This is a genomic window from Methylobacterium hispanicum (assembly GCF_022179285.1).
In the GTDB taxonomy this organism is placed as follows: Bacteria; Pseudomonadota; Alphaproteobacteria; order Rhizobiales; family Beijerinckiaceae; genus Methylobacterium; species Methylobacterium hispanicum.
Genome location: NZ_BPQO01000002.1, coordinates 1 through 26,610, shown reverse-complemented (window position 1 = coordinate 26,610; position 26,610 = coordinate 1). Strand labels below are relative to the sequence as shown.

16 protein-coding genes are annotated in these 26,610 nt (G+C 67.1%); 4 read left to right on the top strand and 12 right to left on the bottom strand.

Annotated features, from left to right (window positions below):
- Positions 1-414 precede the first annotated feature (414 nt).
- Positions 415-2,094 (top strand): diguanylate cyclase domain-containing protein, encoded by a 1,680-nt coding sequence (locus MFF56_RS02135; protein WP_066924008.1) that lies wholly within the window; start codon positions 415-417, stop codon positions 2,092-2,094.
- Between the two features lie 586 nt (positions 2,095-2,680).
- On the opposite strand, the gene MFF56_RS02130 is transcribed toward MFF56_RS02135, so the two are convergent.
- From MFF56_RS02130 to MFF56_RS02120, 3 genes are all read right to left on the bottom strand, one after another.
- Positions 2,681-2,935 (bottom strand): hypothetical protein, encoded by a 255-nt coding sequence (locus tag MFF56_RS02130; RefSeq protein WP_066924006.1) that lies wholly within the window; start codon positions 2,933-2,935, stop codon positions 2,681-2,683.
- Between the two features lie 357 nt (positions 2,936-3,292).
- Positions 3,293-5,008, bottom strand: coding sequence for a methyl-accepting chemotaxis protein (locus tag MFF56_RS02125; RefSeq protein WP_238229367.1), 1,716 nt, complete (start codon positions 5,006-5,008; stop codon positions 3,293-3,295).
- Positions 5,009-5,148: 140 nt separating this feature from the next.
- Positions 5,149-7,584, bottom strand: coding sequence for a putative bifunctional diguanylate cyclase/phosphodiesterase (locus MFF56_RS02120; RefSeq protein WP_373324012.1), 2,436 nt, complete (start codon positions 7,582-7,584; stop codon positions 5,149-5,151).
- 343 nt (positions 7,585-7,927) lie between these two features.
- Between MFF56_RS02120 and MFF56_RS02115 the strand changes: the two genes are divergently transcribed.
- Positions 7,928-8,233 carry a hypothetical protein gene (locus MFF56_RS02115; protein ID WP_066919645.1) on the top strand — a complete coding sequence of 102 codons (306 nt, stop codon included), beginning with the start codon at positions 7,928-7,930 and terminating at the stop codon, positions 8,231-8,233.
- Positions 8,234-8,293: 60 nt separating this feature from the next.
- On the opposite strand, the gene MFF56_RS02110 is transcribed toward MFF56_RS02115, so the two are convergent.
- The 5 genes from MFF56_RS02110 to MFF56_RS02090 all read right to left on the bottom strand — a co-directional run bounded on the left by MFF56_RS02110 (position 8,294) and on the right by MFF56_RS02090 (position 13,878).
- Positions 8,294-8,503, bottom strand: a complete 210-nt coding sequence (locus MFF56_RS02110; protein WP_066919646.1) for a hypothetical protein — start codon at positions 8,501-8,503, stop codon at positions 8,294-8,296.
- Positions 8,504-8,590: 87 nt separating this feature from the next.
- Positions 8,591-9,358: an anti-sigma factor gene (locus tag MFF56_RS02105; protein WP_066919648.1), complete on the bottom strand. Its 768-nt coding sequence runs from the start codon at positions 9,356-9,358 to the stop codon at positions 8,591-8,593.
- A complete protein-coding gene (locus MFF56_RS02100) occupies positions 9,355-9,894 on the bottom strand; it encodes a sigma-70 family RNA polymerase sigma factor (RefSeq protein ID WP_066919650.1) in 540 nt (179 codons plus the stop codon). The genes MFF56_RS02105 and MFF56_RS02100 overlap by 4 nt, the downstream gene beginning before the upstream one ends.
- Positions 9,895-9,954: 60 nt before the next feature.
- Complete coding sequence (locus MFF56_RS02095) at positions 9,955-10,734, bottom strand: DUF4394 domain-containing protein (RefSeq protein ID WP_066919660.1); 780 nt, start codon at positions 10,732-10,734, stop codon at positions 9,955-9,957.
- A 411-nt stretch (positions 10,735-11,145) separates the two neighbouring features.
- A complete protein-coding gene (locus MFF56_RS02090; protein ID WP_238229365.1) occupies positions 11,146-13,878 on the bottom strand; it encodes a 5'-nucleotidase C-terminal domain-containing protein in 2,733 nt (910 codons plus the stop codon).
- Between the two features lie 539 nt (positions 13,879-14,417).
- On the opposite strand from MFF56_RS02090, the gene MFF56_RS02085 reads away from it, so the two are divergent.
- Positions 14,418-14,708 carry a hypothetical protein gene (locus MFF56_RS02085; RefSeq protein ID WP_066919652.1) on the top strand — a complete coding sequence of 97 codons (291 nt, stop codon included), beginning with the start codon at positions 14,418-14,420 and terminating at the stop codon, positions 14,706-14,708.
- Here MFF56_RS02085 and MFF56_RS02080 read toward each other — a convergent pair.
- Complete coding sequence (locus tag MFF56_RS02080; RefSeq protein ID WP_066919654.1) at positions 14,705-14,962, bottom strand: hypothetical protein; 258 nt, start codon at positions 14,960-14,962, stop codon at positions 14,705-14,707. The genes MFF56_RS02085 and MFF56_RS02080 overlap by 4 nt on opposite strands.
- A gap of 1,086 nt (positions 14,963-16,048) precedes the next feature.
- Here MFF56_RS02080 and MFF56_RS02075 point away from each other — a divergent pair.
- Entirely contained in the window at positions 16,049-21,169 is a 5,121-nt protein-coding gene (locus MFF56_RS02075) for a choice-of-anchor I family protein (RefSeq protein ID WP_066919656.1), read from the top strand.
- A 315-nt stretch (positions 21,170-21,484) separates the two neighbouring features.
- Here MFF56_RS02075 and MFF56_RS02070 read toward each other — a convergent pair whose 3' ends face one another.
- The 3 genes from MFF56_RS02070 to MFF56_RS02060 form a co-directional block, all read right to left on the bottom strand.
- Positions 21,485-24,649, bottom strand: a complete 3,165-nt coding sequence (locus MFF56_RS02070; protein ID WP_238229364.1) for an efflux RND transporter permease subunit — start codon at positions 24,647-24,649, stop codon at positions 21,485-21,487.
- A 35-nt stretch (positions 24,650-24,684) separates the two neighbouring features.
- Positions 24,685-25,470, bottom strand: coding sequence for an efflux RND transporter periplasmic adaptor subunit (locus tag MFF56_RS02065; RefSeq protein WP_238229363.1), 786 nt, complete (start codon positions 25,468-25,470; stop codon positions 24,685-24,687).
- 94 nt (positions 25,471-25,564) lie between these two features.
- Positions 25,565-26,452, bottom strand: coding sequence for a flagellin (locus tag MFF56_RS02060; RefSeq protein ID WP_066923462.1), 888 nt, complete (start codon positions 26,450-26,452; stop codon positions 25,565-25,567).
- Between the last annotated feature and the right edge of the window lie 158 nt (positions 26,453-26,610).

Below are 26,610 nucleotides of genomic sequence, written 5' to 3'. Positions count from 1 at the left end.
CTCGGCTACCTCACCGATGGTTGTATGTGACCTATGTTAAGCACCGACTCGATTAACGAACGGTTGCGCGTTCCGGCCGGCCTGCCCGAGCGACCGCACAATTACAGTTGCGCGGATCACCCACCCACTGCGACGTCAGCTTTACTCTGGCGTGCTTCAACGTAAGGACAATAATCGCATCGCTTCCGGGATGCAACTAACGGTTACCTCGATCACGATCCGTTAACCTTTGTCCGAGCCTAATACTACCTGAGGCACTGCTCCGATGCAGGCTCGGTCGAGGTTTGGCGCGCCCCGGAACCGACCTGCCGGGCGCTACCGCATCACCGTCCGGCACTGCCGCTGCACCACCCGCCGGCGAGGCGGCGACCGATAAGGTCCGGGCCGGAAACCACTGAGGGAGGAGCGCGTGTCATGAGCCGGATGATCGGTTGCCTCGTGGATCAGCATCCCGGCTGGGTCGTGCCGCTGGCCGCCCTGGTGTGCTGGATCTCCAGCCACACGGCGCTGCGCCTGCTCGACCAGTCCAGGGACAGCACCGGCCCGGCGCGGCCCGCCTGGCTCGCCGCCGCCGGCTTCTCGGCCGGGGCCGGGATCTGGTGCACGCACTTCATCGGGGTGCTGGGCTACGATCCCGGCATCGCGATCGGGTACGGGGCTGACCTGACGCTGCTCTCCCTGGCGGCCGCTATCCTGTGCGTCCTGGCCGCGCTCGCCCTCGTGCGGGACGCAACTCGGCCCGCCGCGGCTGTGGCGGCCGGCCTCGTGCTCGGGCTCGGCGTGGCTGCGATGCACGCGCTCGGCATGGCGAGTCTGCAGGTTCCGGGTGTGCTCGTCTGGGATTGGCCGCTGGCCGGCGCGGCGCTGGCGGGCGGCTGCGCGCTCGCGGCAGCGGCCTTCCTGGTCCGGAGACGCCCGCGGCCGGGGAGCATGGCCGAACGGACCCGGGCCGTTGCGGCGACGCTCATGACCGGCGCGGTCGCGACCCTGCACTTCACCGCGATGGCGGCCGTCGTGATCGTGCCGGATCTCGCGGCCGGGCGGCATGGCCCGAACCTGCCGCGCCTGGTCCTCGCCGGGGCGGTCGCGGGCCTGATGCTGACGGTTCTGGCCTTCGCTGCCCTGGCCCTCTTCGCCGAGCGGATGCGCCGCGCGAACGTCGCGCTGCGCGCCAGCGAGGCGGCCCATCGCCTGAGCGAGGAGCGCCTCGCGCTCGCCGTCGACGGGGACGGCCTGTGGGACCTCGCCCTCGCCGATGGCCGGATGTGGCTGTCGGACCGCTGGCAGTCGATGCTGGGCTACGCGCCCGGCGAGCTGGAGAGCCACAGCCGGACCTTGGAGCGGCTCGTCCACCCCGACGACGCGGTCCAGGCCCGGCGCCGGCTGAGCGAGCATCTGGAGGGGCGCGCGGCCCTCTACGAGAGCGAGCATCGCATGCGGCGGCAGGACGGCGGCTGGACCTGGGTGCTGGTACGGGGCAAGGTCGTCGCCCGTGACCCGTCGGGGCGTCCCGCCCGCATGGTCGGCCTGCAGGCCGACACGACGATGCGGCGCGCGGCCGAGCGCCGGATCGCCCACATGGCGCTCCACGACGCGCTGACCGACCTGCCCAACCGCACGCTCTTCCGGGAGCGCCTCAACCAGTTGGTCGTCCGGGCCCGGCAGCATGGTGGCCGCTTCGCCGTGCTGGCGTGCGACCTGGACCGGTTCAAGGCCGTGAACGACGCCCACGGGCACCCGGCCGGCGACACGCTGCTCGGCGTGATCGCGGAGCGCCTCCGCGGCGTGGTCCGGGCGGGCGATACGGTGGCGCGCCTGGGCGGCGACGAGTTCGCGATCCTGCTCGTTGATCTGGATACGTGGCAGTCGGCCGCACGCGTGGCCGAGCGCCTGATCGCTGCGGTCGATCTGCCGGTGGACGTTGGGCCCGCCACGGTCAGGGTCGGCGTCAGCATCGGGATTGCCGTAGGAGGCGGCCACGAGGAGGCAGAGGCACTGTTCAAGAACGCCGACACCGCTCTTTACCGGGCCAAAGCCGAGGGGCGGAATGTCTGCCGGTTCTTCGATGCGCCTCAGGCGGCAGCGGCGGCCTGAGAGATCCAGGCTCGGCGGGATCATGCGGGGCTACAGGGCAATCATTCCAACCGAGATTGGAGACGGCTCCGGCCTCGACACCGGCAGAAGAAGCGACCCGAAGCAGACCGTCAGAGTTGCCGAGCGGAAGGTCTGGATGGGGTCGTAAGCCGAACGTCCGCTTGCGGGCAGCGAGGCAATCTCCGCTTTCCACCACATCCGGACCTTCGGCAGAAGCTGCTCGAATGTCCGGATGGGGTCAGGAGTTCGCCCCCGCCTTGTTCAGCTTCGCGCCATCAACAGACATTCGCATGCAGATAGCTGAAGGTCCGGTCTCGTAAAGATTTTCCGGCGCCGTGAGGGGGACGAAAGTCTTCGAAGAGGGAACCCGCGGGGACCGAGGCGCTCAGCTATGGTAGTTGGTCGTTTCTCGTGCGAGAACCGGCGCAGGCCCATTTCCTCGATCAGGCGTTGGCGCCGCGGGCTGATCACGGGGGCGGGAAGCAGATCTTGCATCGTGGGGCTCCTCGGATGAAGGAGCCGCGATGCTCAGCCCGCCGCCGACAGGCCTCAAACGACGCGCGACGGTCAGACTGCTACCGCGACCTCAGGCGTGGCGCGCAAGCACCTCTTGGCGTCGCTCGACGCTTGCCTGAATGAAATGGCCGATCGGGGGGCCGCGCATCTTGCGGTTGCGCCAGACTTCCTGCAGCACCGCTTCTAGCGCGACGATGCCTTCGCTCGGCTGGCGGTAAGCCTGCTCCAGTTCATTCAGAGCGGCATCGACTTGGTCAGCAACGGTACTGTCCGGCGCGGCGGAGAGACCCTCAAGTTTGCGGAGACAGCGGCTCACATGATACATGAGCCCAGTCTCTACGAGGTAGTCTCGTGCTGTCGAGCCAAACGATTTGCCTAGGTCAAGTAGCCTAGGCAGGGTCGCAGAGTTCACGGCTTGGTGAGCTGAGCGACCGTATGTGTAGATGAGATGATCGCCTAAACGTCCACATCGGATGGGATGCTTCCGGATCACGCGTGCGCGCTGCCGCAGGAGCAGCTTCTGTCGGGCCATAGCTCGACAGCATTCTCGAAGGTACGGCTGGCAATCTCCAGGCTCCAGCTCGCGGCTACGCAGCGCTCGATCCGGTAGCCGTCCCAGATCTCCAGCGTGAACGGTGGATAGGCGTCCTCAGGCGCCTCTGGCTCTTGCGGGCGGGTCGACTCAAGCCGCGTGGACGCGTTGGAGAAAGGTTTCGATTGCAGCCTGCATGCTCTCTGCGCTCTCCGCGACGCGGCTGGCTCCGTCCCCCACCATCCCGGCCTGCGCCTCGTTCGAAGCTGCTGCCGCGCGAACGCTGCCGATACTCCCCGAGATCGTACGAGCCTCACCCGCCGCGTTCGCGATGGCTCGCGCAATCTCCTGGCTGGCTTGACCCTGCTGCTCAGCGGCGGCCGCCACCGTGGAGGCGGCCTTGCTCATCTTCGCGATGGTCTGGCCGATGGCGCCGATCCCAACGACCGTGCCATCGGCCGCCGTCTGGATCGCCGCGACCTGCGCGGTGATGCGGTCGGTTGCCGAGGCCGTCTGGCCTGCGAGCGCTTTGACCTCGGCGGCGACGACGGCAAACCCCTTGCCAGCCGATCCGGCCCGCGCAGCCTCGATGGTCGCGTTCAGCGCGAGCAGGTTGGTCTGCTCCGCGACGCTGCGGATGAGGGAGACTACGGCGTCGATCTCGGTTGCGGCCTTCGCCAGACCCGCGACGGTGGCTTCGAGGCCGCGCGCATCCGACAGAGCGGTGCCCGCGATGTCGCTGGTATAGCGGACCTGCTCCTCGATCGCCCTGGCCGAGCTGGAGAGTTCCTCGGCGGCTCCGGCGATGCTGTTGACGACATCGACGGACTGCCCCGAGGCGAGGCTGGCCCGACCAGCCTCCTCCGTGGTCCTTCGCGCGGTCGCGGACAGGGTGTTGGCTGCGCCCTGCATTGCTTGGGCCGAGCCCGCGAGGTCCGCGAAGGTGCGCCCCGTTTCGATCTCGAAGGCCTGCGTCGCCTGCGCCAAGGCGTCCGCCCTCAGCGCTTCCCGGCCCGAGCGCGCGGTGGCATCCGCATCGAGCATCCGCTTCTCGATCAGCGACGAGCGGAACCCCTCGATGGCGCACGCCATTTCGCCGATCTCATCGCGGCGCGCGGTGAAAGGCACTGTTTCATCCAACTTGTCGGCCCCTAGCGCCATCATCGTCGCCCTCAGGCGATGGAGGGGGCGCCGCACCTGGGTGGATATGATCCAGAAGGCGGCGAGGAGTCCGAGGACAAGGGCCGCGGCCGGCACCGCCAGGAGCGCCAGCGTCGTCCAGCTGCGGGCCTCCTCGGCGGCGGCGCGCTCGGCGTCGAGGCGGGTCAGGGTTTCACGCCCGAGGCCCCCAATCTCGATCACCATGCGTTCGCGGTTCCTAACCGTGGCTTCGTCCGTGGCCTGGATCAGGGCGGCTTTGGGGGACAGGGTCAGGCCCATCTCGGCGGTGTCGGTCTGGTAGGCGATGAACTCCTTGACCGCGAGGTCGAGTTTGCGTTTGCGCTCTGGTGACAGATGCGCGTCCATGGCCGCGAGGAACGGGCCACGGGCCTGTTCGACCTCCGTCAGGGCGCCCTGAAGCGCCGAGAGACGGGTTTTGGCCTCGTCGGTGTCGGTGGCGATGTAGATCGCGGTTGCCTGGACCACGGCATGCTCGATCGCCTGCGCGAGGGTCTTGGCCTGCAAGCTAGCATTCCACGTGGCCTCCGTCGCCACAATCCGCTGCCGCTCGCCTTCGGCTTGGCGGAGAGCGAAGCCCGAGATGCCGATTGCGACGATTCCGAGCAGGCCCACGACGCCGGTGAGCTTGTGGCCAAGGGTAATGCGCATAGGACGACCGTCGGCAATCAGCAGGTGATGGCGCATCTAAGCAGAGTGAGACGTTGCAGGCTGGTTAAGTGTAGCCGAGTAAATTCCTCTTTAGAAGCGCATTTAATGATCGATACTTCCGCCAGACCTTGTCCGGATATCGTCGTATTACATCATATTTCGACTTATCGACCACATCACGCCGCCGCTTCGGCCTCCTGACCGTTCCGGGACAGGAGGTCCAGAACCTGAGAAGCGCCGATCGGCCTACTGAAGAGGAACCCCTGCATCTCGTTGCACCCCTCGGCCCGCAGATGCGCCAGCTGAGCTGCCGTCTCGACGCCTTCGGCGGTCGTGACGATGCCGAGGCTGGCCGCAAGGCCAGTCACGGCTCTGACGATGGCGGTGCAGTGGAGACTCTCACCGACCTGGCTGACGAAGGACCGGTCAATCTTGATCTTGTCGAAGGGAAACGCGCGCAGGTAGCTCAGGGATGAGTAGCCGGTGCCGAAATCGTCCATGGCAATCCGCACGCCGAGGGCGCGCAGCTCGTGGAGCGTCGCGAGATTGGCCTCGTTGTCGGCGAGCAGCACCCCCTCGGTGATCTCCAGTTCAAGTCGCTCTGGCGGAAGGCCGGAGTTGCGCAGCGCGCTCTGGACGCTGCCGACGAGATCGCGATTGCGGAACTGGATCGGCGAGAGGTTCACTGCGATGCGCAACCTACCGGGCCATCCTGCGGCCTCCACGCACGCCTGCCGCAGAACCCAGGCCCCGATCGGATTGATAAGGCCCGTCTCTTCCGCCAGCGGGATGAAATCGGTCGGGGGCACCGGCCCGTCGATAGGGTGGTTCCAGCGCAGCAATGCTTCGAACCCGCAGATCCGGTTCGCTGCCGCGTCGATCTGCGGCTGATAGGCCAGCGTGAACTCGCCCCGCGCGAGAGCTTCACGCAGGTCGTTCTCCCGCTTCCGGCGCGCCTGCACCCAGGCGTCCATCTCCGGCTTGAAGCATGAGAAGGTGTTGCCGCCCATTGACTTGGCTCGGTAGAGGGCGAGATCGGCATTGCGGAGAAGCGTTTCCGGATTCTCGCCGTCCTGGCCCATGCAGGCGATGCCGATGCTCGTTCCGATGTGGCAGTCGTGGCCGCTGATGGAGAAACAGCGCCCGATCTCGCCGATGATCCGGTCGGCCAGGGCGCGGATTAGCTCAGGTCGCGCGGGCCGGGCCACAAGGACCGCGAACTCGTCGCCGCCGAGACGCGCGACGCAATCCTCCTCCCGGAAACAGCCTCCGAGGCGCGTGGCCGCCTCGCAGAGCAGCGCGTCGCCCACCGGATGGCCGAGGGTGTCATTGATGATCTTGAACTTGTCGAGGTCGAGGCACAGGAGGAAGAACGAGCCGTGGCCGCGCCGGTGACGGTCGAAGGCTTCGGTGAGTCGCTCGGAGAAGCGGATGCGATTAGGAAGGCCCGTCAGCGCATCGTGATGGGCCATGTGGGCGATGCGGGCGGCGTTGCGCCGACTCTCGGTGACGTCGACCGCCGCTCCGAGTTGAAGGGCGCGTCCCTCAATGACCATCGGCCGTTCGAATAGGGTGACCTCGATCAGGCTGCCGTCGGCCCGGCGCTGTTGGCGCAGCGTGGCGTCCCCATGGACCGATCCTGCCTCCCCCACGGACACGTCCGCGAGGCAGAGCGAGAGCAGGCTCGGCCGGTCATGACCGAAATGATCCAGCGCGGCCTCGTTGACCGCTGCGAATGTCCCGCTCTCTGGATCGGTGAGCCACATGGGCATCGGGTTGTGATCGAAGAGCAGGCGGAACGAGGCCTCGCGCTGCTTGATGTCGCCGACATCGGTCACCGTCAGAGCGACCAAGTCGCCCATGGACCCGGCCTCGACCTTAAGATGCAGGACCGTGCCGTCTGAGCGCGGATAGCTCATCTCGTAGGTAGCTCGGTCGGAGACCGACATCGCCTCCGCCAGGCGCCGGACCGGATCGAGGCTTGGCCTTTGGGGGATCACCTCCCCGAGCCGCCGCCACTGCAACGCGGCGGCGGGCAGGCCGAACATCCGGGCGGCACCGTCGTTCAGGGCGACGATCTTGAAATCTACCACGGCACCGACGGAATCCCGCAGGTTGGTGAGTGCCAGCATGCCGAGTTCGGTGGCACCGAACAGGGCGCGGGCCAATTCGGTGCGCTGCGCATCGAGATCGAGATGCAGAAGGACGACCCTGTCATCCGTCCGCTCCCGCGCGAGGGGTACGCCCGTTAGGCGGTGGGTCATTACGATGCCATCGGCGATTCGATGGCTCTGCGCGAAGGCCGGCTCCCCTGTCCCGAGCGAGGTTTGAACTAAGTTCTCGATGGGCTCCCGCGTTTCGTCCGAGAGATCGACCAGCTGAAGTTCGGGGCGCTCGTCGTGGAGCCACGCGGCGAAATCGGGGCCCGCCCAGATGACCGACCGAGCCCTGCCCTCGTCTGTCGAGATGAGTGCACAACAATCGGCAAGACGTCCAAGCCGCCCGAGCACCACCCCCTCGTAAGTCGGCAGGTCACCCCCGGGGCGACGACTATCGAACCAGAGCTGGGCAAGCGGGGCGGGCCGCAAGGCGGGTGAAGTGCGAACTAACATCAAAAAGCTGCTCCAGACCGCGCGAACGGAAGCATTCTGAAAGTTTATGGCAAGTTCATACGCCGACTAAATGCCAAAAAGCACTAACCTGGGCGGTGTATCGCCTATGTAATTCAGCACATTAAACTTACTTACAAATCAATATCAAAAAAGGGCGCGCCACATCAGCGGCGCGCCCGAAGTGCGTCCTTGTCTCGGGAAGAACGTGAAAATTTAATACGGCCTCACGTTCGCGTGAACAAGATGTCTCACGGAAGAAGCCGTCGGTGTGGCCGTGTCACGCAAACGTCATCCGTGGTACGCCGTGCCCTCTCCGTAAGAGCTTCGAACCGAAGGGGAAGACATGGCCTCCATTCAGGAAATCGCATCGGCCCTGCGCAGCATCGCGGTGCCGGAGATGAAGCCGAGGGCGCTGCGCTCCGCCATCAAGAAGCGCTACCCCGATGCGACGAAGAAGGAGATAGTCCGCGCCGCCCTCTATGCTGTGACGGAGGCGCCATCGGCGGACGGGAGCGTGACCGCGGATTTGCACAATTTCGCATTGGCCGAGCGCATCTCCGAAGAGAACGCGGACGAGGCATTGAGGGTCAGCAGGGGCAAGAAGAAGAAGCGCTCATCCGGTAGCCGCGTGAGTTCGCCCGTGCATTGAGACCAAGGAAGCAGGCAAAAGGCGCGAGCGCTTCATCCTCCCGCATCTCGGGACAGGGTATCATCGCCCCTTGCCACCCTTCATGTATTCCCATGCTGGCGCGTCGCAGATCGAGCCGGCTTTGTAGGGGGATCCTTGCGCGCTGACGATCCAGGTTGCCGCAATGGTCATCGGCCGGTCGTTGGAGACCATCAGCAAGGCAGAGTATTGGATGCACAGCGCCCCGTGCTCCAGATAAGCCTGCACGACTTCCTGCGCGTCTGCTTCCACGTCAGAATGCGAAAGCGACCACGGCCGTAATTTCTCGATACCTGCCTCAGACGCGAAAGAAATCCTGCAAGCAACGCGATCGGCCTGTTACAGAGCCTGCGTTGCCGCCCCCTTCGCGCGGCCGATGAACAGGATCCGGCCCGTCGGGCGACCGATCGGTGAACCCGCCTCGGGTTCCAGCGTAATCTCGAAGAGCTGCCCGTCCCCGATGGCTTCCAACCGCTCCGGTGGCAGACGGATCGCTCCTCCCGGGGGCAGTACGCCGAGGGAAACGGGGCCGCGCGCCTGATCCCACAGGGTCCAGAGCTGCAACGCGCGTCCGCTTCCTGGCCGCACGTCAGCCAGCGGCAGGGACCGCACGGTGCCGTTCTGGGCAACTTGGATGAGCCATCCCGGCCCGCTCTCTTGCCCGGAGGCGTCGCGGCTCTGCAGGATCGCGTAGTACCGCGTCGGGCTCTCGGCCGGCGCTAACACGCGGCCCGGCAGGATCGCCAGAAGGATCGCGGCGGCCGTAGCGAGCCCCGTGGTGGCCCGCCACAGTGCAGGGCTCCGCCACGCCGCCTTCAACAACCCGTGTCGCGGCCGTGTAACGGCGGGAGCCGTGATCGGGCCGAGCGCTTGCCGGCGTGTCGCGAGGGCCTGCTCGATTCGCGCCCATTGTGCCGGATCGACATCGGCCTTCCCGAGGGCCGCGGAGGCCGGCAGCAGCCGCTCTTCCCAGAAGGCGATGCGGCGGGCCAGGTCTGCATCGGAACCCAGGACCCGCTCGACCTCCGCCGTGGCTGCCGGGTCAAGCAGACCCAGGACGTATTCTCCCGCCAGGACGTCGCGGTCTTCCGGCTGGCTCGGGATCATGACAGGCAATCCTTCAAGGCAATGAGGCCGCGGCGGACCCATGCCTTCACTGTCCCGAGTGGTGTCCCCAGTCGCTCGGCGATTTCGGACTGCGAAAGTCCATCGACATAGGCGAGCAGGATCACCGCCCGCCTTTCTGCGCCAAGCTGCGCAAGGCAACGATGGAGGCGTGTCCCGTCCTGCGATGTCGCCAGGATGGCGAACGGATCGGGCGCATCATCCGCGATCTCTGTCGCCGCGGCCGCGTCGAGATCCGTCTCCCGGCCGACGACCCGGATGTGTTTGAGCGCGCGGTGTCGCACGATGCTGGTGATCCAGGCACGGCCCGCGCCGCGGCTGCGATCGAACGTGCCGGCGCGCTCCCAGATGTCCATGATAGCATCGTGCAAGACGTCGGCCGCAACATCACGCCGCCGCACGATTCTTAGGGCGATGGCGAGCAGGAAGCCTGCCTCCTGATCGTAGAGACGACGCAGCGACGTCGGATCCCCACGGGCGCAGCCTTCCAAAGCGGAGGCGTGATCGAACGGCTCCATGACCCTTCCGGTGATTGGAAGGACCGGCCGCCGGGCCGGTCCTGCAGTGGCGGAGCGATGCTACATCTTGGGGAGAATGGCGATGTCGCGGACCTTGCCGGAGATGCCGGTGATCTTGGCAGCCATCTCGCCCTTCCCGGTCGCGAGATCCACCTTGTAGAGCGTATCGCCGGCCATCGCCCAGGCCTGGTTACCGCCCTGACCATCGGACAGGATGTCGAAGGCCACGGCCTCGCCCGACATGCCGAGCATGCCGACGGTGTTCAGGACGCCGTCATTCGGCGGAGCCTGCTTCAGCAGCGCGCCGGAGGCGTCGATGTCAAACAAGGCCGTGTCCTTCGTGCCCTTGAAGGCATTCGTGTAGGCGCCAGCCGTCACCCTCGGGGTCTTGCCCTTCATGCTGTCGGTCTCGGCGAACTTGAGCTGGCCGTCCTTCGTCACCTTGCCGTCATCGACATTAGCGCGAAGGTTGGTGCCGTCTGAACCGATGATGCGCAGGCGGTCGGCAACGGGATTGAAGTCGATCGTTGCCGCGGTGCCGTCGGCCAGCATCGTGTCGAGCTTCGACTTGGCCGTGGCTTTGCCGGACATCGGATCGATCGTGACAACGCTGCCATCCGAGATCACCGCGTAGAGCATGCCGTCGGCCGGTCGCACGTCGATGCCGAGCACGCTGCCGCCGATCCCGGTGATCGTCACGGTCTTCGTGACCTTCTTCGCGGCCGTGTCGACATGCGCCAGCGTGGCATCGCCGACGAGTGCCGCAACGGTCTCGGCACGCGCGGCGGTTCCAAGGCAGGTGCCAGCCAGCAGGGTAACGGCGATGAGGCTCAGTCGCATGGCGTTCTCCATCTGCCGCGAAGGCGGCATCACGAGCGCTAGCCATGAGCCGGATGATCGGATGCAGCCGAACTCAGGTATTTTCGCCCACCAGCGACCGTTCGCTTTCGAGAGCCACTCAGGCAGTCGGCTACGACGCGGTTGGGTCAGCGGAGGAACGGCCGCTTCAGGGCGAAGGGTCAGGGACTGCTCCCCACCCGTAGAAGCTATTCGATCTGTCAGTTGCGAAGGGGCGCGGATCGAGCTTGAGCGGACGTTCGAGGACTCTGCGAGGGTAACGAACGGGCTTAGGGGCCATACGCGGCGCTCAGCTCCGATCTCCACTCAGAACCCTTCAGCGTTCAGGTGACCCGAGTAAAAAGGGCTCGCTTCCTGGCGAGCCCTTCAGCGTTCTGCCGTTAACCGTGGGCGTCAGGCGAGGTAGCCCGCCCCGTTGCCGAAGGCCGCCGCTGTCACGCCCGCCAGCTCGACCGTGCCGCCGCCCGAGAGGGTGAGCACGGCGTCCCCGTTCCGGGCCGAGCCGAGCGCGAAGGTCTGACCGGCGAGGCCGATCTGGTCGCCCGCGGCGAGGTCGAAGCCGAGGACGAGGTCGCGGCCCGAGCCCGTGTCAAAGACGAAGAGATCGCCCCCGAGACCGCCGACCAGCACGTCGTCGCCGTCATCGCCGATCAGGATGTCGACGTCCCGGCCGCCGTAGAGCGTGTCGGCTCCCGCGCCACCGAACAGGATGTCGAGGCCCGCGTTGCCGTAGACAATGTCGGCGCCCTCGCCGCCCGCGAGCGTGTCCGCGCCGCGGTTGCCGAACAGGCGGTCGTTGCCGAGGTTGCCGTAGAGCCGGTCATCGTCCTGGCCGCCGAAGAGGCTGTCCTCACCCTGGCCGCCGTAGAGCGTGTCGGCGCCCTGGTTTCCGTAGACGAGGTCCGGCCCCTGGTTGCCGTAGACGAGGTCGTTGCCGGCGAGCCCCCGCAGGGCGTCGTCTGAGGCCGTGCCCTGCAGGCGCTCGTCGCCGGCCGTGCCCTGGATCACGTTGCCGCGGGCGAGCACCGCGTCGGCGCGGGCCGCGAGGTTCTGGATCCGGGTGTCGCCGGCCGGCGCGGTGTCGGCCGCGCCGTAGGGCGTGACACCGTAGAAGGCTCGGAGGTACTCGGCGAGCGCGTCCTGCTCGGATCCCTGAGCCGCGAAGGTCGCGGCGTTCGGCAGGCTCGCGGCGGCGGCATCGCGCAGGTTCACCCGGTTCTCGCCGAAGGCCGGGAAGGGATAGCTGTCGCCGCCGAGCGCGGGCGCGGTGGAGGACGGGTTGGCCAGGAAGTCGAGGGTGACCATCCGGATCTGGCGGTTCGGGTCGCCGACCACCTGGCCATCGCGCACCAGCACGTCGAGGATGCGCCCATCGCGGTCGGTGATCGCGGCGGAGCGGATGCGCTGGCCTTCGGTGGCGACCGCGCCGGTGGTGCCATTGAGGACCTGGGCCTGCCGCGTCGCGTCGAAGGCGTAGGCGATCCCCGAGACCTGCGCGAACTGGCCCGGGGTGGCGCCGGGCGCAGTGGCGGCGACGCTGTGCTCCAGGATCCGCTCCAGCTCGCCCGCCGACACGGTGACGAGGGAGAGGTTGTTGTTGAAGCGGAGCGCGTTCTGCACGTCGAGCTGCGAGACGTCGCCAGCCCGCTTGCCGGCCTCCGGGTTGGCGGCCGGCGGCAGCTCGGCGGCCCCGCCACCGGTCGAGGAGAACGAGCCGATCGAGTCGCGGATGCCGCCGCCGTTGCGCAGGGCCACCGCGGTACCGCCGTCGAATTGCTGCGCGTACCAGAGGGCGGCGTCGCTCGAGAGGTCGCCGAGATTGGTCTCCTCGGTGCGCACCTCGCCGCGGCGCCCCTCCAGGTAGACCGAGGAGCGGCCCAGGATGTTGCCGTCCTGCTGGCGGATGATGTCGGCGATGCCAGCCGTCTCCTGCACGCCGTCGTTGTTGGCGTCGAGACCCTCGATCACCTCGCGCACGAGATAGCCCTTGGAGCCCGGCGTGAAGGCCGCCGCGGTCGAGCCGTAGAGCTGCGCCACAGTCGTGTCGTCCACCGCGACCGCGCCGGAGGACGCCGGATCGATCGAGTCGCGGATCAGGTTGCCCTGATCGTCGAAGGTCGCGGTGAGCCGTCCGACATAGGCGTACTCGGAGGCCGTGTTGACGAGCGCGAGGGTCTGCCCGCTCGCGTTGGTGAAGAACTGCGGGTAGGCGCCGCCCGAGACGTCGCCCGGCAGCAGCCGGTCGTTGCCGTCGGAGAGGAGGGTGTGCGAGCCGCCGCCGATCAGGATGTCGACGTTGCGCAGGAGCGGGGCCAGCGCCTGCTCGTTGGCGAGCTGCTGCAGATGGGTGCCGACGATGACCTTGTTGAGCCCGGGATTGGCCGCGAGCTGGCGGTCCACCTCGGCGTTGATCTGATCGGCCAGCGCCCGCATGTCGTCGCGGCCCGAGACGCCGTCGAGGGTGACGTTGCCGAGCGAGGTCAGCTGCGCCTCGAGCTGGGTGGTGGCACCCACGAACAGGATGCGCTCGCCGTTCTCGGTGATGATGGTGGAGCGGGCGAGCTTGTCGGAGCCGGTGCCGGTCTCGGTCGAGGTCGGACCGGTCTGGGCGAAGGTCGCGTTCAGCCCGTCCGGCGCGACGCGGCCGGAGAGGGCCGATTCGCGGGCATAGTTCAGATTGACCGAGAGGTACGGGAACTGCGCGCCGACCCAGGTGTCGTCGGCCGGACCCGCGGCGCTGCCGAGGCTCGACCCGATGATGTTGTTGACCTCCGTCGGGCCGGCATCGAACTCGTGGTTGCCGACGACCGCGGCCTGCACGGCGATGATGTTCTGGATCGTGATGTCGGCCCGGCCCGGCGAGGCGGTGAGCGCCCGGTAACCGGTGGCGGCGTTCAGCCCGTAGAGCTGGTTGTAGACGCCGTTGTAGGTCGCGGCCATCTGCGGATCACCGCCCGCGATGAAGAACGGGCTCGGAATCCAGCCGTCGCCGGTCGAGAGCGTGATCGAGTTCGGCGTGGCATCTTCCAGCTTGTCGACGATCGCCGCGAAGTTCGCGGCGCGGCGCGTCGCGAGCAGCCCGCCCTCCCAGTCGGAGGCGTGCAGGATCTGCAGGGTATAGGCCATAACGCGCGTTCCCGAATGGGCGATAGCCGCGGTCATCTCCACAGCGGCGGAGGCGCAGTGCAGTTCCGGGCCAACCGCGAAGCTTGCTTTTGGTCCTGTACGGCCAGCGTGAGACAGGCTCGTGACAAGCTGAGTCGCGCAGTGCCTGTGCCTCCGCGGGCCGTTGGGATAGTGCGCTCGTCGAGGCGCGCCGCAATTTGCCGGAAGGGTGTGGCTCCTGCTTGCCTGATGTTGGTCAAGATCGGCGCCAAGTCCGCATAGTGCCGAGACAATGTGGTCGTAGGCGAAAAAAAGGCCGCTCACGAAGGAGCGGCTCGAAGTCTAGGGAGGAAACGCCCTAAGAGGGCCAACAAGCTGCGACGCCATCGCAGCTGGTTGGTATTGGCATGCCACGCTGCGCTGCAGCGAGCAAGCACAATAAGCTGATGCGGCGCACAAAAATGGTGCATACACAAGGATCGTGAGACGCATTGCCAGCTAAATGACTATTCGGTGACAGTTGGCTTGACCAATCTGCTGAAATTTTGAATGAGGGCGGTATGAGTGAGCTGCAAGACATCGCCCGCACGGTCAGCACGCTGGCTGTACCGGGTATGAAGCCTAAGGACCTGGTGGATGCCGTGCGCAAGCAGCACCCTGATACCACCAAGAAGCAGATCAGTCGCGCCGCCTTCTTGGCGATGATTTTAGCGGCGGAAGGCGATCCCAGCCGCGCCCAGCACGTGCAGGCGCTGGCACTGGCTGCTCGCAGCAATGATACAGACGAGGGGAGCGCCGAGGCTGCACCGCGACGGAAGAAGAAAAAGAAGGCCCGCCACGCGGCAGCCTAATCGTCCCGGTCCCTCGCACCGCTTTTCATAGAGCGGGCACGGTCACCAAGCTCGGTCGCGGCATCACCGTACAGCTCGAACCGGCGGCGGTGCATCGCTCGCTTGTCCTCGCTCCTGGCGGCCTTCACCCGCTCAGCCGCCCGCTGCGCCTTCTCCTGAAACTTGGCTGCGAGTTTCAGGCAGGCTGCCGCGATTTTGGCCTGCGTTTCCGCGCCGTCCTGTGCCGCCTTGTCGGGTCTGGCTGGTTGGGGCATGGCGATCCTCGATGCGCGGACCGGACAGATCCATTAGGCTTTAGTCCTGCCCGGCCCGCTGTTGCCGTTGCGACTTTGGGAAGGGATACAACGGAAACGGCACGCCTCTAGCACGCCTAGCGCCTGCCGATGTGACACCCAGCCTATCACGGACGCAGAAGGGCCACTGCATGCACTGTGACCTACGGCAAGAACACCCGTCCGACCGCAGCAGGCACCGGGCACTCACGCTTCCGGTAGAGCGTTGCCTGCATGAGCTACGTCACATCTCAACCCTCTCCTGCTCGTCGGTTCCGGAGCGCGTGTCCGAATCTTTGGATGCGCTGGAAAGGTCATGCGGCAACGTTTCATCTCGGACGCGCTCGCTAAGTCAAGTCCGTGAGCGGTTGAGACCTGCTGCCGCACAACAAAACCCTATGCCTTTCTTGCGTTTAGTCGAGCATCTCACCGAGTGCCGGCTAAGGAGGCTCGGTTGCTAGCCATATTAAGTTTTTATGACAGCTGCGAATGCTGGCCGGCGTACGTCAGTTAAGGTACGGCGCAACAGTTCGTTGAAGCGAGACCACGAACCACCTTTGACGGCGTGTCATGCGAGTGGCATGCCATTTTTTAGCTATAGTTCGTCGGATGGCTCGAGCGCCCTCTTCGGTCCGCATAGCGTACGTGCATTTCGGAGTTGGCGAACCATCGCTTCCCAGCCCTTGCAGACTTCTGAAATGTCCGCGAGCAGGCAGTCTGATGAGCGGCACAAGCTACGGATGTTGGCCGATAGCGGTTGCTCTGCTCTCGGGAGCCAAAGCGATGAAGCACACGGCCCGCAACCCGCTCGACGATCCGTCCAAGCGTCAGGCGCGTGCGTGCCGTCGAGAGTATTTGGCAGGCGTCATACCCACCCAGCGCAAGCCTGCGCTCCGAAGCTTGTTGGCTTCGCGGAAGTCGAAAGCACCGGCGAGACCTTTGCTACGTTTCACCTGAGTGTCGCATCCGACGGCTACTGCGTCGTGCCCCGCGAGCCATCACATCGTTTTGAACACCATGTGCTGAGCGCTTCCGGTTCGCGGCCAGACGCCTGTTCCGGAGCTTGCGATGACGACGGTTCCACACAGCCTTGCCGGCGGCGATTTCTCCCAGAGCTGGAGCGATCGAGCGCTCATCAGCGGGGACGATGACTGGAGCGCGGTACCGAGCATCGTCGGTTTTCGCGGGGACGAGATCACCTCGGTCACCGGTGCCGATCCGCAGACGCTGACCGGAGACGGGACCCTCACTGTCGACGTCAATGCCAACCGCTCCGATCCGAACGGCTTCAACTCGGGTGGCGTCGCAGAGTTCGACCAGTCCAACCCCACCGTTGCGCTCGCGGGGTCGGGCACGGCCGACGCTCCGAACCTCGTCGTCCATCTCGACGCGACGGGGCGCCGGAACGTCACCGTGGCCTACACCCTGCGTGACCTCGAGAGCGGGCCGGACAATGCAATCCAGGCCGTGGTGCTGCAGTACCGCATCGGTTCCAGCGGCGCCTGGACCAACGTGCCGGCGGCCTTCGTAGCCGATGCTACGGCAGGACCGAGCCTGACTGCGCCGGACACACGGGTCCAAGCGACGCTGCCGGCCGAGGTGAACGGACAGGCCGGCCTTCAGATCCGGGTGATCACCACCAATGCCGTGGGCAACGACGAATGGGTGGGCGTCGACGACATCGCGGTCACAAGCCAACCGACCGGAGGTGGTCCGGTCACGCCGCGCATCCTCGGGCCTGCGGAGTCCCTGGCCGGCGCGACGACGGCCCCCAACGGGACCGGCACCCTCGCGCTGACGCGCCTTGGCGCGATCTCAGCGTCGGGCACGGGCACGGGGGCGGGCGGCGCCGAGGTGGTGACCTTCGATCCGGCGACCGATCGGCTCTTCACTCTCAACGCCCGCGACGCTGTGATCGACGTCACCGCGATTGGAAGCAACGGCACGCTCACCCGCATCGGATCGGGGATCTCCCTCACCGCGCTGCCCGGCTATGGAGGCGCCAATACCGTCGCGGTTCGCAACGGCGTGCTGGCTGTCGGCTATCAGAACGCGGACTCGAGCCAGAACGGAGCGGTCGCCCTCTTCGATGCCGCGAGCCTCGCTCTGATCGGCACTCCGCTGTCGGTCGGCAACCTGCCCGACCAGCTGAGCTTCAACGCCGTCGGCACCAAGATCCTCGTTGCCAACGAGGGCGAGCGTGCGACGGTCAACGGCTCGCCAGTCAACCCGACAGGATCGGTCTCGCTCATCGATCTCACTGCTGGCGCCGCTGCTGCCACCGTGTCGACCTACGACTTCGGGAGCCTCGCCGGTCAGGAGGATACCCTTCGAGCGGCTGGTGTCCGCCTTCCGTCAGGGCCGAACGCGATTGCCGACATCGAGCCCGAATACACGACGATCGCCGGCTCGACGGCCTACGTGACCTTGCAGGAGGCCAACACCGTCGCGGTCTTCGACATCTCGGGCTCGGCACCGGTCCTCACGGCCCTGAAGCCGCTCGGTACGATCGACCACGCGCTGGCTGGCAATGAACTCGATGCCTCGGATGACGGACCGGCGACCCCGGCCTCGATCCGCCTGCGCAACGAGCCGGTGCTCGGCCTGCCGATGCCGGACGCGATCGCGTCCTTCACCGCGGCCGACGGGCGGGTCTACTTCATCACCGCAAACGAAGGCGATGCCCGCAGCGATGACAGCGATGTCGCGCGTCTGGGCACTCTGCCCCTCGATCCGACCGCCTTCCCGAACGCAGCCGCGCTCAAGGCCAACGCTGAGCTCGGCCGCCTCAACGTCTCGACCATCGACGGCAACCCGGACGGGGACGGCGACTACGACCAGATCTACGCGTTCGGCGGCCGCGGGATCTCGATCTTCCGTCAGGAGACCGACGGCACCATCACCAAGGTGCGCGAGACCGGCGGCGAGTTCGAGAAGATCATCGCTCGGGACGCTGCCGCCATCTTCAACCAGAACCAGGGCGATGGCAGTGTCGACGCTCGGTCCGACGACAAGGGACCGGAGCCGGAGGGGGTCACCGTCGGCAACATCGCCGGCCGCACCTACGCTTTCGTCGGGCTGGAGCGCACCGGCGGCGTCATGGTCTACGACGTCACAGTGCCGGCCGAGGCGCGCTTCGTCACCTTCCAGCCGCCGGCGAGCGGAACGACCGACGCGGGGCCTGAGGTCCTCACCTTCATCTCCGCGGCCGACAGCCCGACCGGCCAAGCACTGGTCGTCTTTGCCAACGAGGTTGGCAATACCACGACCGTCTATCAGGCTGCCCCCGCGCTGACGGCGATCCCGTTGATCCAGGGAACGGGCGCAACGTCGAGCTTCGCCGGGCAGACCGTCACCACCGCGGGCGTCGTCACGGCGGTGGCCAGCAACGGGTTCTACCTTCAGGATCGGATGGGCGACGGCAACGCCGCGACGTCGGACGCGGTCTTCGTCTTCACGAGCAGCAGGCCGAGTGTCGCGGTCGGTGACGGCGCGACGGTAACGGGCCAGGTGCAAGAGTTCCTGCCCTCCGGAGCCGCCCGAGGCTCGTTCACCGTCACGCAGATCGGGGGCAATCCCAGCATCGCCGTCAACACGCGCGACAACGCGCTGCCTGGCGCGGTCAGGATCGGGGGCGCTGACGGTCTCACGCCCCCGGCCGCCGACCTAGTCGCCGGCAGCGCCTTCTGGGAGAGCCTGGAAGGGATGCGGGCCACGGTAACGGCGCCGCTTGTCACGGGTCCCACGAACAGCTTCGGCGAGATCTTCGCTGTCGCGGACGGCGGCGCGGGAGCGACTGGCCTCAACGAGCGCGGGAACCTGCTGATTTCCGGCGGCACGTCCGTGCTCGGCGCCACGAACACGCAAGGAGGCGACCTCAACCCCGAGCGTATCCGCATCGATCCAGGCCTCGGGGTCACCCTGCCGCAGGTCAACACCGGCGCGCGCCTCGCCGATGTCACCGGTGTGGTGAACTACAGCTTCGGCAACTACGAGGTGCTGGCGACCGCACCCGTCACCGTCGCTACATCGAGTCTGCTAACGAAAACGCCCGGCACGTTGACGGGGGGTGCCGAGCACCTGCTCGTCGCGAGCTTCAATGCTGAGAACCTCGATCCGACCGATGGCGCCGCGCGCTTCGCGACCATCGCGGCCGAGGTGCGGACCAAGCTGAACGCGCCGGACGTGATCGCGCTCCAGGAGGTGCAGGACAACGATGGGCCGGGCAACACGGCCTCCACCGTCACGTCAGCGACGGGGACGCTGCAGCAGCTCGTCGACGCGATCGCGGCCGACGGCGGACCGACCTACGCCTTCGTCGACAACACCTTCATCGGCGACGACACGAACGGCGGCGAGCCGGGCGGCAACATCCGCACGTCGTTCCTCTACCGCACGGATAGGGTCGGCTTGGCGGCAGGATCGGTGCGCACCATCGCGGCAGATGGCAGCCCGATTGCGGCGGGTTCCTACACCGACCAGCAGACCAACCCGGACAACCCGTTCTTCGGGTCCCGCCCCCCGCTCGCCGCGGACTTCGTCTTCAACGGGCAGACCGTGACGGTGGTGAGCAACCACTTCACCTCGAAAGGCGGCAGCGCGGCGCTGTTCGGCTCCGAACAGCCGCCTTTCAACGCCGGGGAGGTGGCGCGAGCCGCGCAGGCGCAGGCGGTCAACACTTTCGTCGACGGCCTCCTCGCAGCCGACGCGCAGGCACGGGTCGTCGTCACCGGAGACCTGAACGATTTCGGCTTCGAGGAGCCGCTAACGGTGCTGCGCGGTGCTGCAACCCTGTCCGGGTACGCCGCGGGTGGGGCGAGCGCCGTCCTGACACCCGGCGGCACGCCAGTTCTGACCGATCTTCAGGACCTGCTGCCGGCCGGCCAGCGCTACGACTACGTGTTCGAGGGGAACGCCCAGACCCTCGACCACATGCTGACGACGGCGGCGCTGACCGGAGCCGCGCAATTCGAGGCGGTGCACATCAACGCCGACTTCGTGGATCAGACCAGCGACCACGATCCTCTGCTGGGACGCTTCCGGATCGCCGCAGGCGGCAGCAGCGGTGGCGGAGGAGACGGCACAACGCCTCCGGTCGACAACACCCCCAGCGCCGAGACCGGCGGACAGGTCACGAGCGCGACCACGACCAGCGATCCGGCCGCCGCCGAGGCCGCTGCCGGGCAGGCGCTTCAGACGCTGCCCGAGGGGATCGACCTAGCTGCGGTCGATCGCGCCGTCGAGGTCTTTCTGGCGGGCCTGCAGGGCGGCACATCGGTCAACGTCAGCACCTTCACGCCGACACCGGGCGCCAACGACATCCGCATCGAGGGCCCCACGGACGGGACCCAGACGCTCGTCGTCCTCAACGCCTCCGCCGTGCCACCGGGCACGCCCATCTCCGTCAACAACATCGGCTTCATCGCGCTGTCCGGTCCCGCCTCGCTCGTCGGTGGGGAAGGATCGCAGGTCGTCTTCGGCGACAACGCCGACCAGTCCATGGTGCTGGGGCCCGACGACGACACGCTGCGAGGCGGCGGCGGCAACGACCTCGTCGGATCGAAGGCCGGCAACGATCTTCTCTACGGCGATGCCGGCGTCGACACGGTCTCAGGCGGCATCGGGCTCGACACCCTGTTCGGCGGCACGGAGCAGGATCTGATCTACGGCAATCAGGATGCCGACCTGATCTACGGCAACCAGGGCGCGGACAGCTTGTACGGTGGACAAGGGGATGACCGGGCCTTCGGCGGCCAGGGCGATGACCGCCTGTTCGGCAATCTCGGAAACGACGTGCTGTACGGAAACCAGGGCGCGGACATGGTGTACGGCAACCAGGGCAGTGACCTCGTCTACGGCAACCAGGGAGCGGACATTCTCTTCGGCGGCCAGGGCGACGACGTGCTCTACGGCGGGCAGGACAACGACACGCTGGTTGGCGGGATCGGAAACGACATCCTCGTCGGCGGGCTTGGTGCCGACCTCTACCGCTTCGACCCGGGCTCGGGCCGCGACCTGATCCTAGGATTCGACCAAGCCGGGGGCGACCGGATCGCCCTGGGCGGGCAGACCTACACTGTCGGTTCGGCACAGAACGGCGACGCGCTGCTGACCCTCTCGGGCGGCGGTGTTGTCGACCTGGCCGGCATCCGGGCGAGTCAGATCAACGCTAGCTACTTCGCGGCCTAACTGACCATATTCCGAAATACTATGGCCCCGCCAGGAGGCTATGAATGGTACTTGGCTTGGCGGTTCGGGGCGCCAAGCCGGCTTGTGAACAACGACTAATTTCCACCGAGGCTGTGAATGTGCGATTCAGACCATCTGCAAGATGGAGGATTGTCCTACAGGCCGGCAGCGTACCTTCATTTCCACCCAGCCTCCTTGGCGGGCTGGGCGGCTCGTGCGTCGTATCTTCGAAAGCCCGGGAGAGAGCGTTGGCGGCATGGACCACTTTCGGTCTTGAACCGAATAAATGAAAGTCCCACAGCGGCGGGACCGCTTCTACTGACCTGCCTCGGCTAGACTCAGGCTTTCCGCTCCCCCTGCCACTGAGACCGGAGCGGAGCGGCGGCGCGAGAACGCAAGGATAAGGGTCGGGAGGATGAGCAGGATCAGCACGGGCGCGAGGCTCATGCCGCCGACGACCACGAGGGCGAGCGGCTTCTGAACCTGCGAGCCGACGCCCGAGGAGAAGGCGGCCGGCAGGAGCCCGACGCCGGCCACCACGCAGGTCATCACCACCGGGCGCATCTGGGTCGCGCAGGTCTCCAGCATCGCGCGCACCCGCTCCTCGTCGCGCGCAATCAGGTCGTTGAAATGGGCGATCACGATGATCCCGTCCATCACCGCGATGCCGAGCAGCGCGATGAAGCCGATCGCCGCCGAGACGCTGAAGGGCGTGCCCGTGAGGACGAGGGCCAGCACACCGCCGGCCGCGGCCATCGGAATGACGCTCAGCGCCAGCAGGGTGTCGGTGAGCGAGCCGAAGTTCATGAAGAGCAGGATGGCGATGAGCCCGATCGCGAGCGGCACTGTCACCGAGAGCCGCTCCAGCGCCCCCTGCATGTTGTTGAACTCGCCCACCAACTCCAGCCGGTAGCCCGGCGGCAATTGCACCTCGGCTGCCACGCGCTGGCGCGCCTCCAGGATGGTGCTGCCGAGGTCGCGATCGCGCACGCTGAACTTCACCGGCAGGTAGCGCTCCTGGCCCTCGCGGTAGATGTAGGCCGGTCCTGAGACCAGCTCGACGCTCGCCACTTCGTTGAGCGGGACCTGCAGCACCGCACCGTTCGGGCCCTGGCCGGCGATGCGCAGGTTGCGGATGGCCTGCACGCTCTGCCGGAACTGCTGGGCGAGGCGAACGACGATCGGGTAGTGCCGGTCGCTGCCCGAATCGTAGAGATCGCCCGCGCTGTCGCCGCCGATCGCCGTGCGGACCGTGGCGTTGATGTCGCCCGGCGTCAGTCCGTAGCGGGCGGCGCGGATCCGGTCGACGTTAATCTGCACGGTGGGCTGCCCGAGCGAGGTGAACACGCCGAGATCGGTCACGCCCGCCACGGTCCTGAGCACGGCCTCGACCCGGCGCGCCACGTCGGTCAGGGTCTGGAGGTCGGGGCCGAACACCTTGAACGAGTTCTCGCCCTTGATCCCCGAGACCGCCTCGGCGACGTTGTCCTGCAGGTACTGCGAGACGTTGAACTCGATGCCCGGGAACTCCCGGCGCAGCCGCTCCAGAAGGTCGGCGAGCATGGCCTCCTTGTTCACCCCCTCCCACCACTGCTCGGCCGGCTTGAGCGGCGCGAAGAACTCCCCGTTGAAGAAGCCGGCAGCGTCCGTTCCGTCGTCGGGCCGGCCGTGCTGCGAGACCACGCGCTCAACCTCGGGCACCGCCGCGATGATCCGGCGGATGCGGTTGACGTAGCGGTTGCCCTCGGTGAGCGAGATCGTGGCCGGCATGGTGGCGCGCAGCCAGAGATTGCCCTCCTCCAGCTTCGGCAGGAACTCAAGGCCGAGGCCGCGCCCGGCGACGCCCACCCCGCCCGCCAGGATCGCGGCGAGCCCAAGGGTCAGGATGCGGTTGGCGAGCGCCACGCGGATCGCCGGGCGGTAAAGCCGATCTAGCGCGCGCACCAGCACGGTCTCGACCTCGCGCACGTGCTCGGGCAGCAGGTAGGCGGAGAGCACGGGCGTCACCGTGAAGGTCGCGATCAGGCCGCCGAGCAGGGCGTAGGCGTAGGTCTGCGCCATCGGCCCGAAGATGTGGCCCTCGACGCCTGTCAGGGTGAAGAGCGGCAGGAAGCCGGTGACGATGATCACGGCCGCGAACACGATCGAGCGGCTGACGTCGCCGGAGGCCCAGAGGATGTTGGTGAGCTTGCCCGAGAACCCGGTCGGTGGTCCCGCCGTCTGGGGCGGCCCGTGGCCCGAGAGGCGCCGGAAAATCGCCTCGACCATGATCACCGTGCCGTCGACGATAAGCCCGAAATCGAGGGCGCCGACCGAGAGCAGGTTGGCTGATTCCCCGCGCGCCACCAGGATGATGACCGCGAAGAACAGCGCGAAGGGAATCGTCGCCACCACGATCAGCGCGCTGCGCAGGTTGCCCAGGAACAGCCACTGCACGACGAGGATCAGTGCGATGCCGAACACCATGTTGTGCAGCACCGTGTGGGTTGTGACCGCGATCAGGTCGGCTCGGTCGTAGATCCGCTCGATCTTCACGCCCGGCGGCAGGATGCCGGCTGCCTCGATCCGGGCGACCTCCGCCCTCACCGCCTCGATCGCCGGCGTGCTCTCCTCACCCCGGCGCATCAGCACGATGCCCTGGACGATGTCGTCGTCCTCGTTCATGCCGGCGATGCCGAGCCGCGGCTGGTGGCCGATCGTGACGCTGGCCACGTCGCGCACCAGCACCGGCGCGCCGCCCGACTGGCTCAGCACCGTCTCCTCGATGTCGTCGGTGGACCGGATCAAGCCGACGCCGCGCACCACCGCCGACTGGCTGCCCAGGCTAATCCGGTTGCCGCCGACATTGAGGTTGCTGTCGTTGAGCGTCTTCACCACGCCGGCGAGCGTCAGCCCGTGGGCGGTCAGCCGGTCGAGATCGACCGCGATCTCGAAGGTCTTGGTCTTACCGCCCCAGCCGATCACGTCGATCACACCCGGCACGGCGCGGAAGCGGCGGCGCAGCACCCAGTCCTGCAGGGACTTGAGATCGAGGGTGCTGTAGCCGTCGGGCGCGGTGAGCTTGTAGCGGAAGATCTCGCCGATCGGGCTCACCGGCGAGATGGTGGGCTTGGCCCCGTTCGGCAGCGGGTCGAGCTGGGCGAGGCGGTTCAGCACCTGCTGCTCGGCCTCGCGATAGTTGAACTCGAAGCCGAACTGCAGCTTCACGTCGGAGAGACCGTAGAGCGAGACGGTGCGTACCTGCTTGAGGTTCGGCAGGCCCGCGGTGATCACCTCGATCGGCACCGTGACGTAGCGCTCGATCTCCTCGCCTGAGAGACCCGGAGCCTGGGTGATCACGTTCACCATCGGCGGGGTCGGGTCCGGGTAGGCCTCGATGTTGAGGGTCCGGAACGCCGCGAGGCCGCCCGCCAGCAGCAGGACGAAGGCCAGCACCACAAGCGCGCGCTGGCGCAGGGCGGGCTCGACGATGCCCCTCATGCATTCCCCCTCAGTCTTCGAAAGGCGCGGGCGCCTCAGCCCCGCGTCACCATGCGGTCGATGAACAGCGAGCCGCGCGAGATCACCCGCTCGCCGAGCGCGAGGCCTTCGAGGACCTCGATGTTGCCGCCGTCGATAATGCCGGTCCGGACGCGGCGGCTCTCGACCACGTTGCCAGGCTTCAGCACCCAGACGCTCACCTTGTGGCCTTCCAGCACGACCGCCGCGCGGGGCACCGCGTGGGAGAGGTTCTCGCGCTCGTTGATGATGCGCACGCTGGCGTACATCTCGGGCTTGAGGAGGCGCTGCGGGTTGTCGATGTCGGCCCGCACGGTGATGCGCCGGCTCGCCGGATCGACCGAGGAGCCGATGAAGTTGATACGGCCCTCGAAGACGCGGTCGGGGTGCGAGAGCACGCGGAACTGCAGCCGCCCCCCCATCTCGATCCGGGCGAGGTCGGACTCGCGCAGCTGCACGATGAGCCAGACCTTGGACAGGTCGCCGATGATGTAGGAGGGCTCGCCGCCGCCCGTGGTGACGTACTGGCCGGGGCCGATCTTGCGCTGGATGATGGTGCCGCTGAGCGGCGCGTTGATCGCGGTCGCGGGGTTGATGGCGCCCTTCTGCAGGTTGGCCATCTCGTCGTCGCGCAGGCCCAGGATGCGCAGGCGGTTCCTCACCGCCTCCAGCCCGACCTCGGCGGTCTTGGCGTCGTTGCTGGCCGTGTTGAGGTCGTTCTGCACGGTCTGCAACTCGCGCAGGGTCGTCACGCGCCCCTCGTAGAGATCGCGCTGGCGCTTCTCTGCAGCCTGGGTGGTCATGCGAGGGTGCCTCGAGTGCGCACCCACAGCCCAATCTCCTCGCACGTACGCAGGCCCGGCGCGGACCATCCACCGCGCCGGGTCGTATCCGTGATCAGCGCAGGAGCTGCAGGATGCCCTGGTTGGCCTGATTGGCCAGCGACAGGGCCGAGATCGCCAGAGACTGGCGGGTCGAGAGTGCCTGCGAGGTTGCCGCCTCCTCGTTCATGTCGGCGTTCACGAGGTCGGCCGAGCCGGTGTCGAGGACGTTGACGAGCTGCTTGGCAAAATCCTGGCGCGTCTGCACAACCGATAGGTTCGAGCCCAACGTCGAGGAGAGCGACTTCAGGTTCGTGAGCGCATTCGTCAGCGCGTCCGCAGCCTTCCCGAGGTCGGTGTTGTTCTGCACGCCGAAGTCGCCGCCGGCCTGACCCGTGCCGGAATCCACGAAGCGTCCGATCCCGAGTGCGTCCGCGGTGATCGCGCTGCCCTGGACCGCGAGCTTCGACTGGGCGGCACCGGTCTTCTCGTTGAACGCGATGGTCAGCCCATCGCCGTTCAGGAGGTTCGTGCCGTTGAAGCCGGCATCCTGGGCCGCCTGATTGATCTGGGTGCGCAGGTTGTTGAACTGATCGACCAACGCCGAGCGCTGCGCCGAGGTGCCGCCCGCCACGGAGAAGGCCGCGCCGCCCGTGAGCTTGGCCGTCTCGGTCGCGTCAGCCGTGAACGTGCCCGACGCCGTCTTGCCGGCCTGCATGGTGATCGTGTCGGAGCCGGTGCCCGTGACGACGAGTTGGCCGCGGGTGTCGATCGCGGCCGTAGCGATGCCGGACTTGTTGATGCCGTTGACGAGATCGTTCACCGTGTCGGCGGCCTTGATCGTGAAGGTGTAGTCGGTGTTGCCGGCCTTCAGCTTGACCTGATCCGCCTTCGTCGCGTCGACGCCGACGTTGTCCGCCCCGGCCGTGCCGAGCACGGTCTTCGCGAGCGCGGTGTCGCGCACACTCTTGCCGGCGGCGGTGGCCTGCGCGTCGGTGGCGAGCGCCTGAGTGGGTATCGGCGTGGAAAAAGGACCCGGCTGAGGGGCTGATCGGCGTCCAATAGGGACCCACCCCGCCCCCGTGCATCTCTTGCTCCCTACCGCTCACGGTCAGGGAGCCA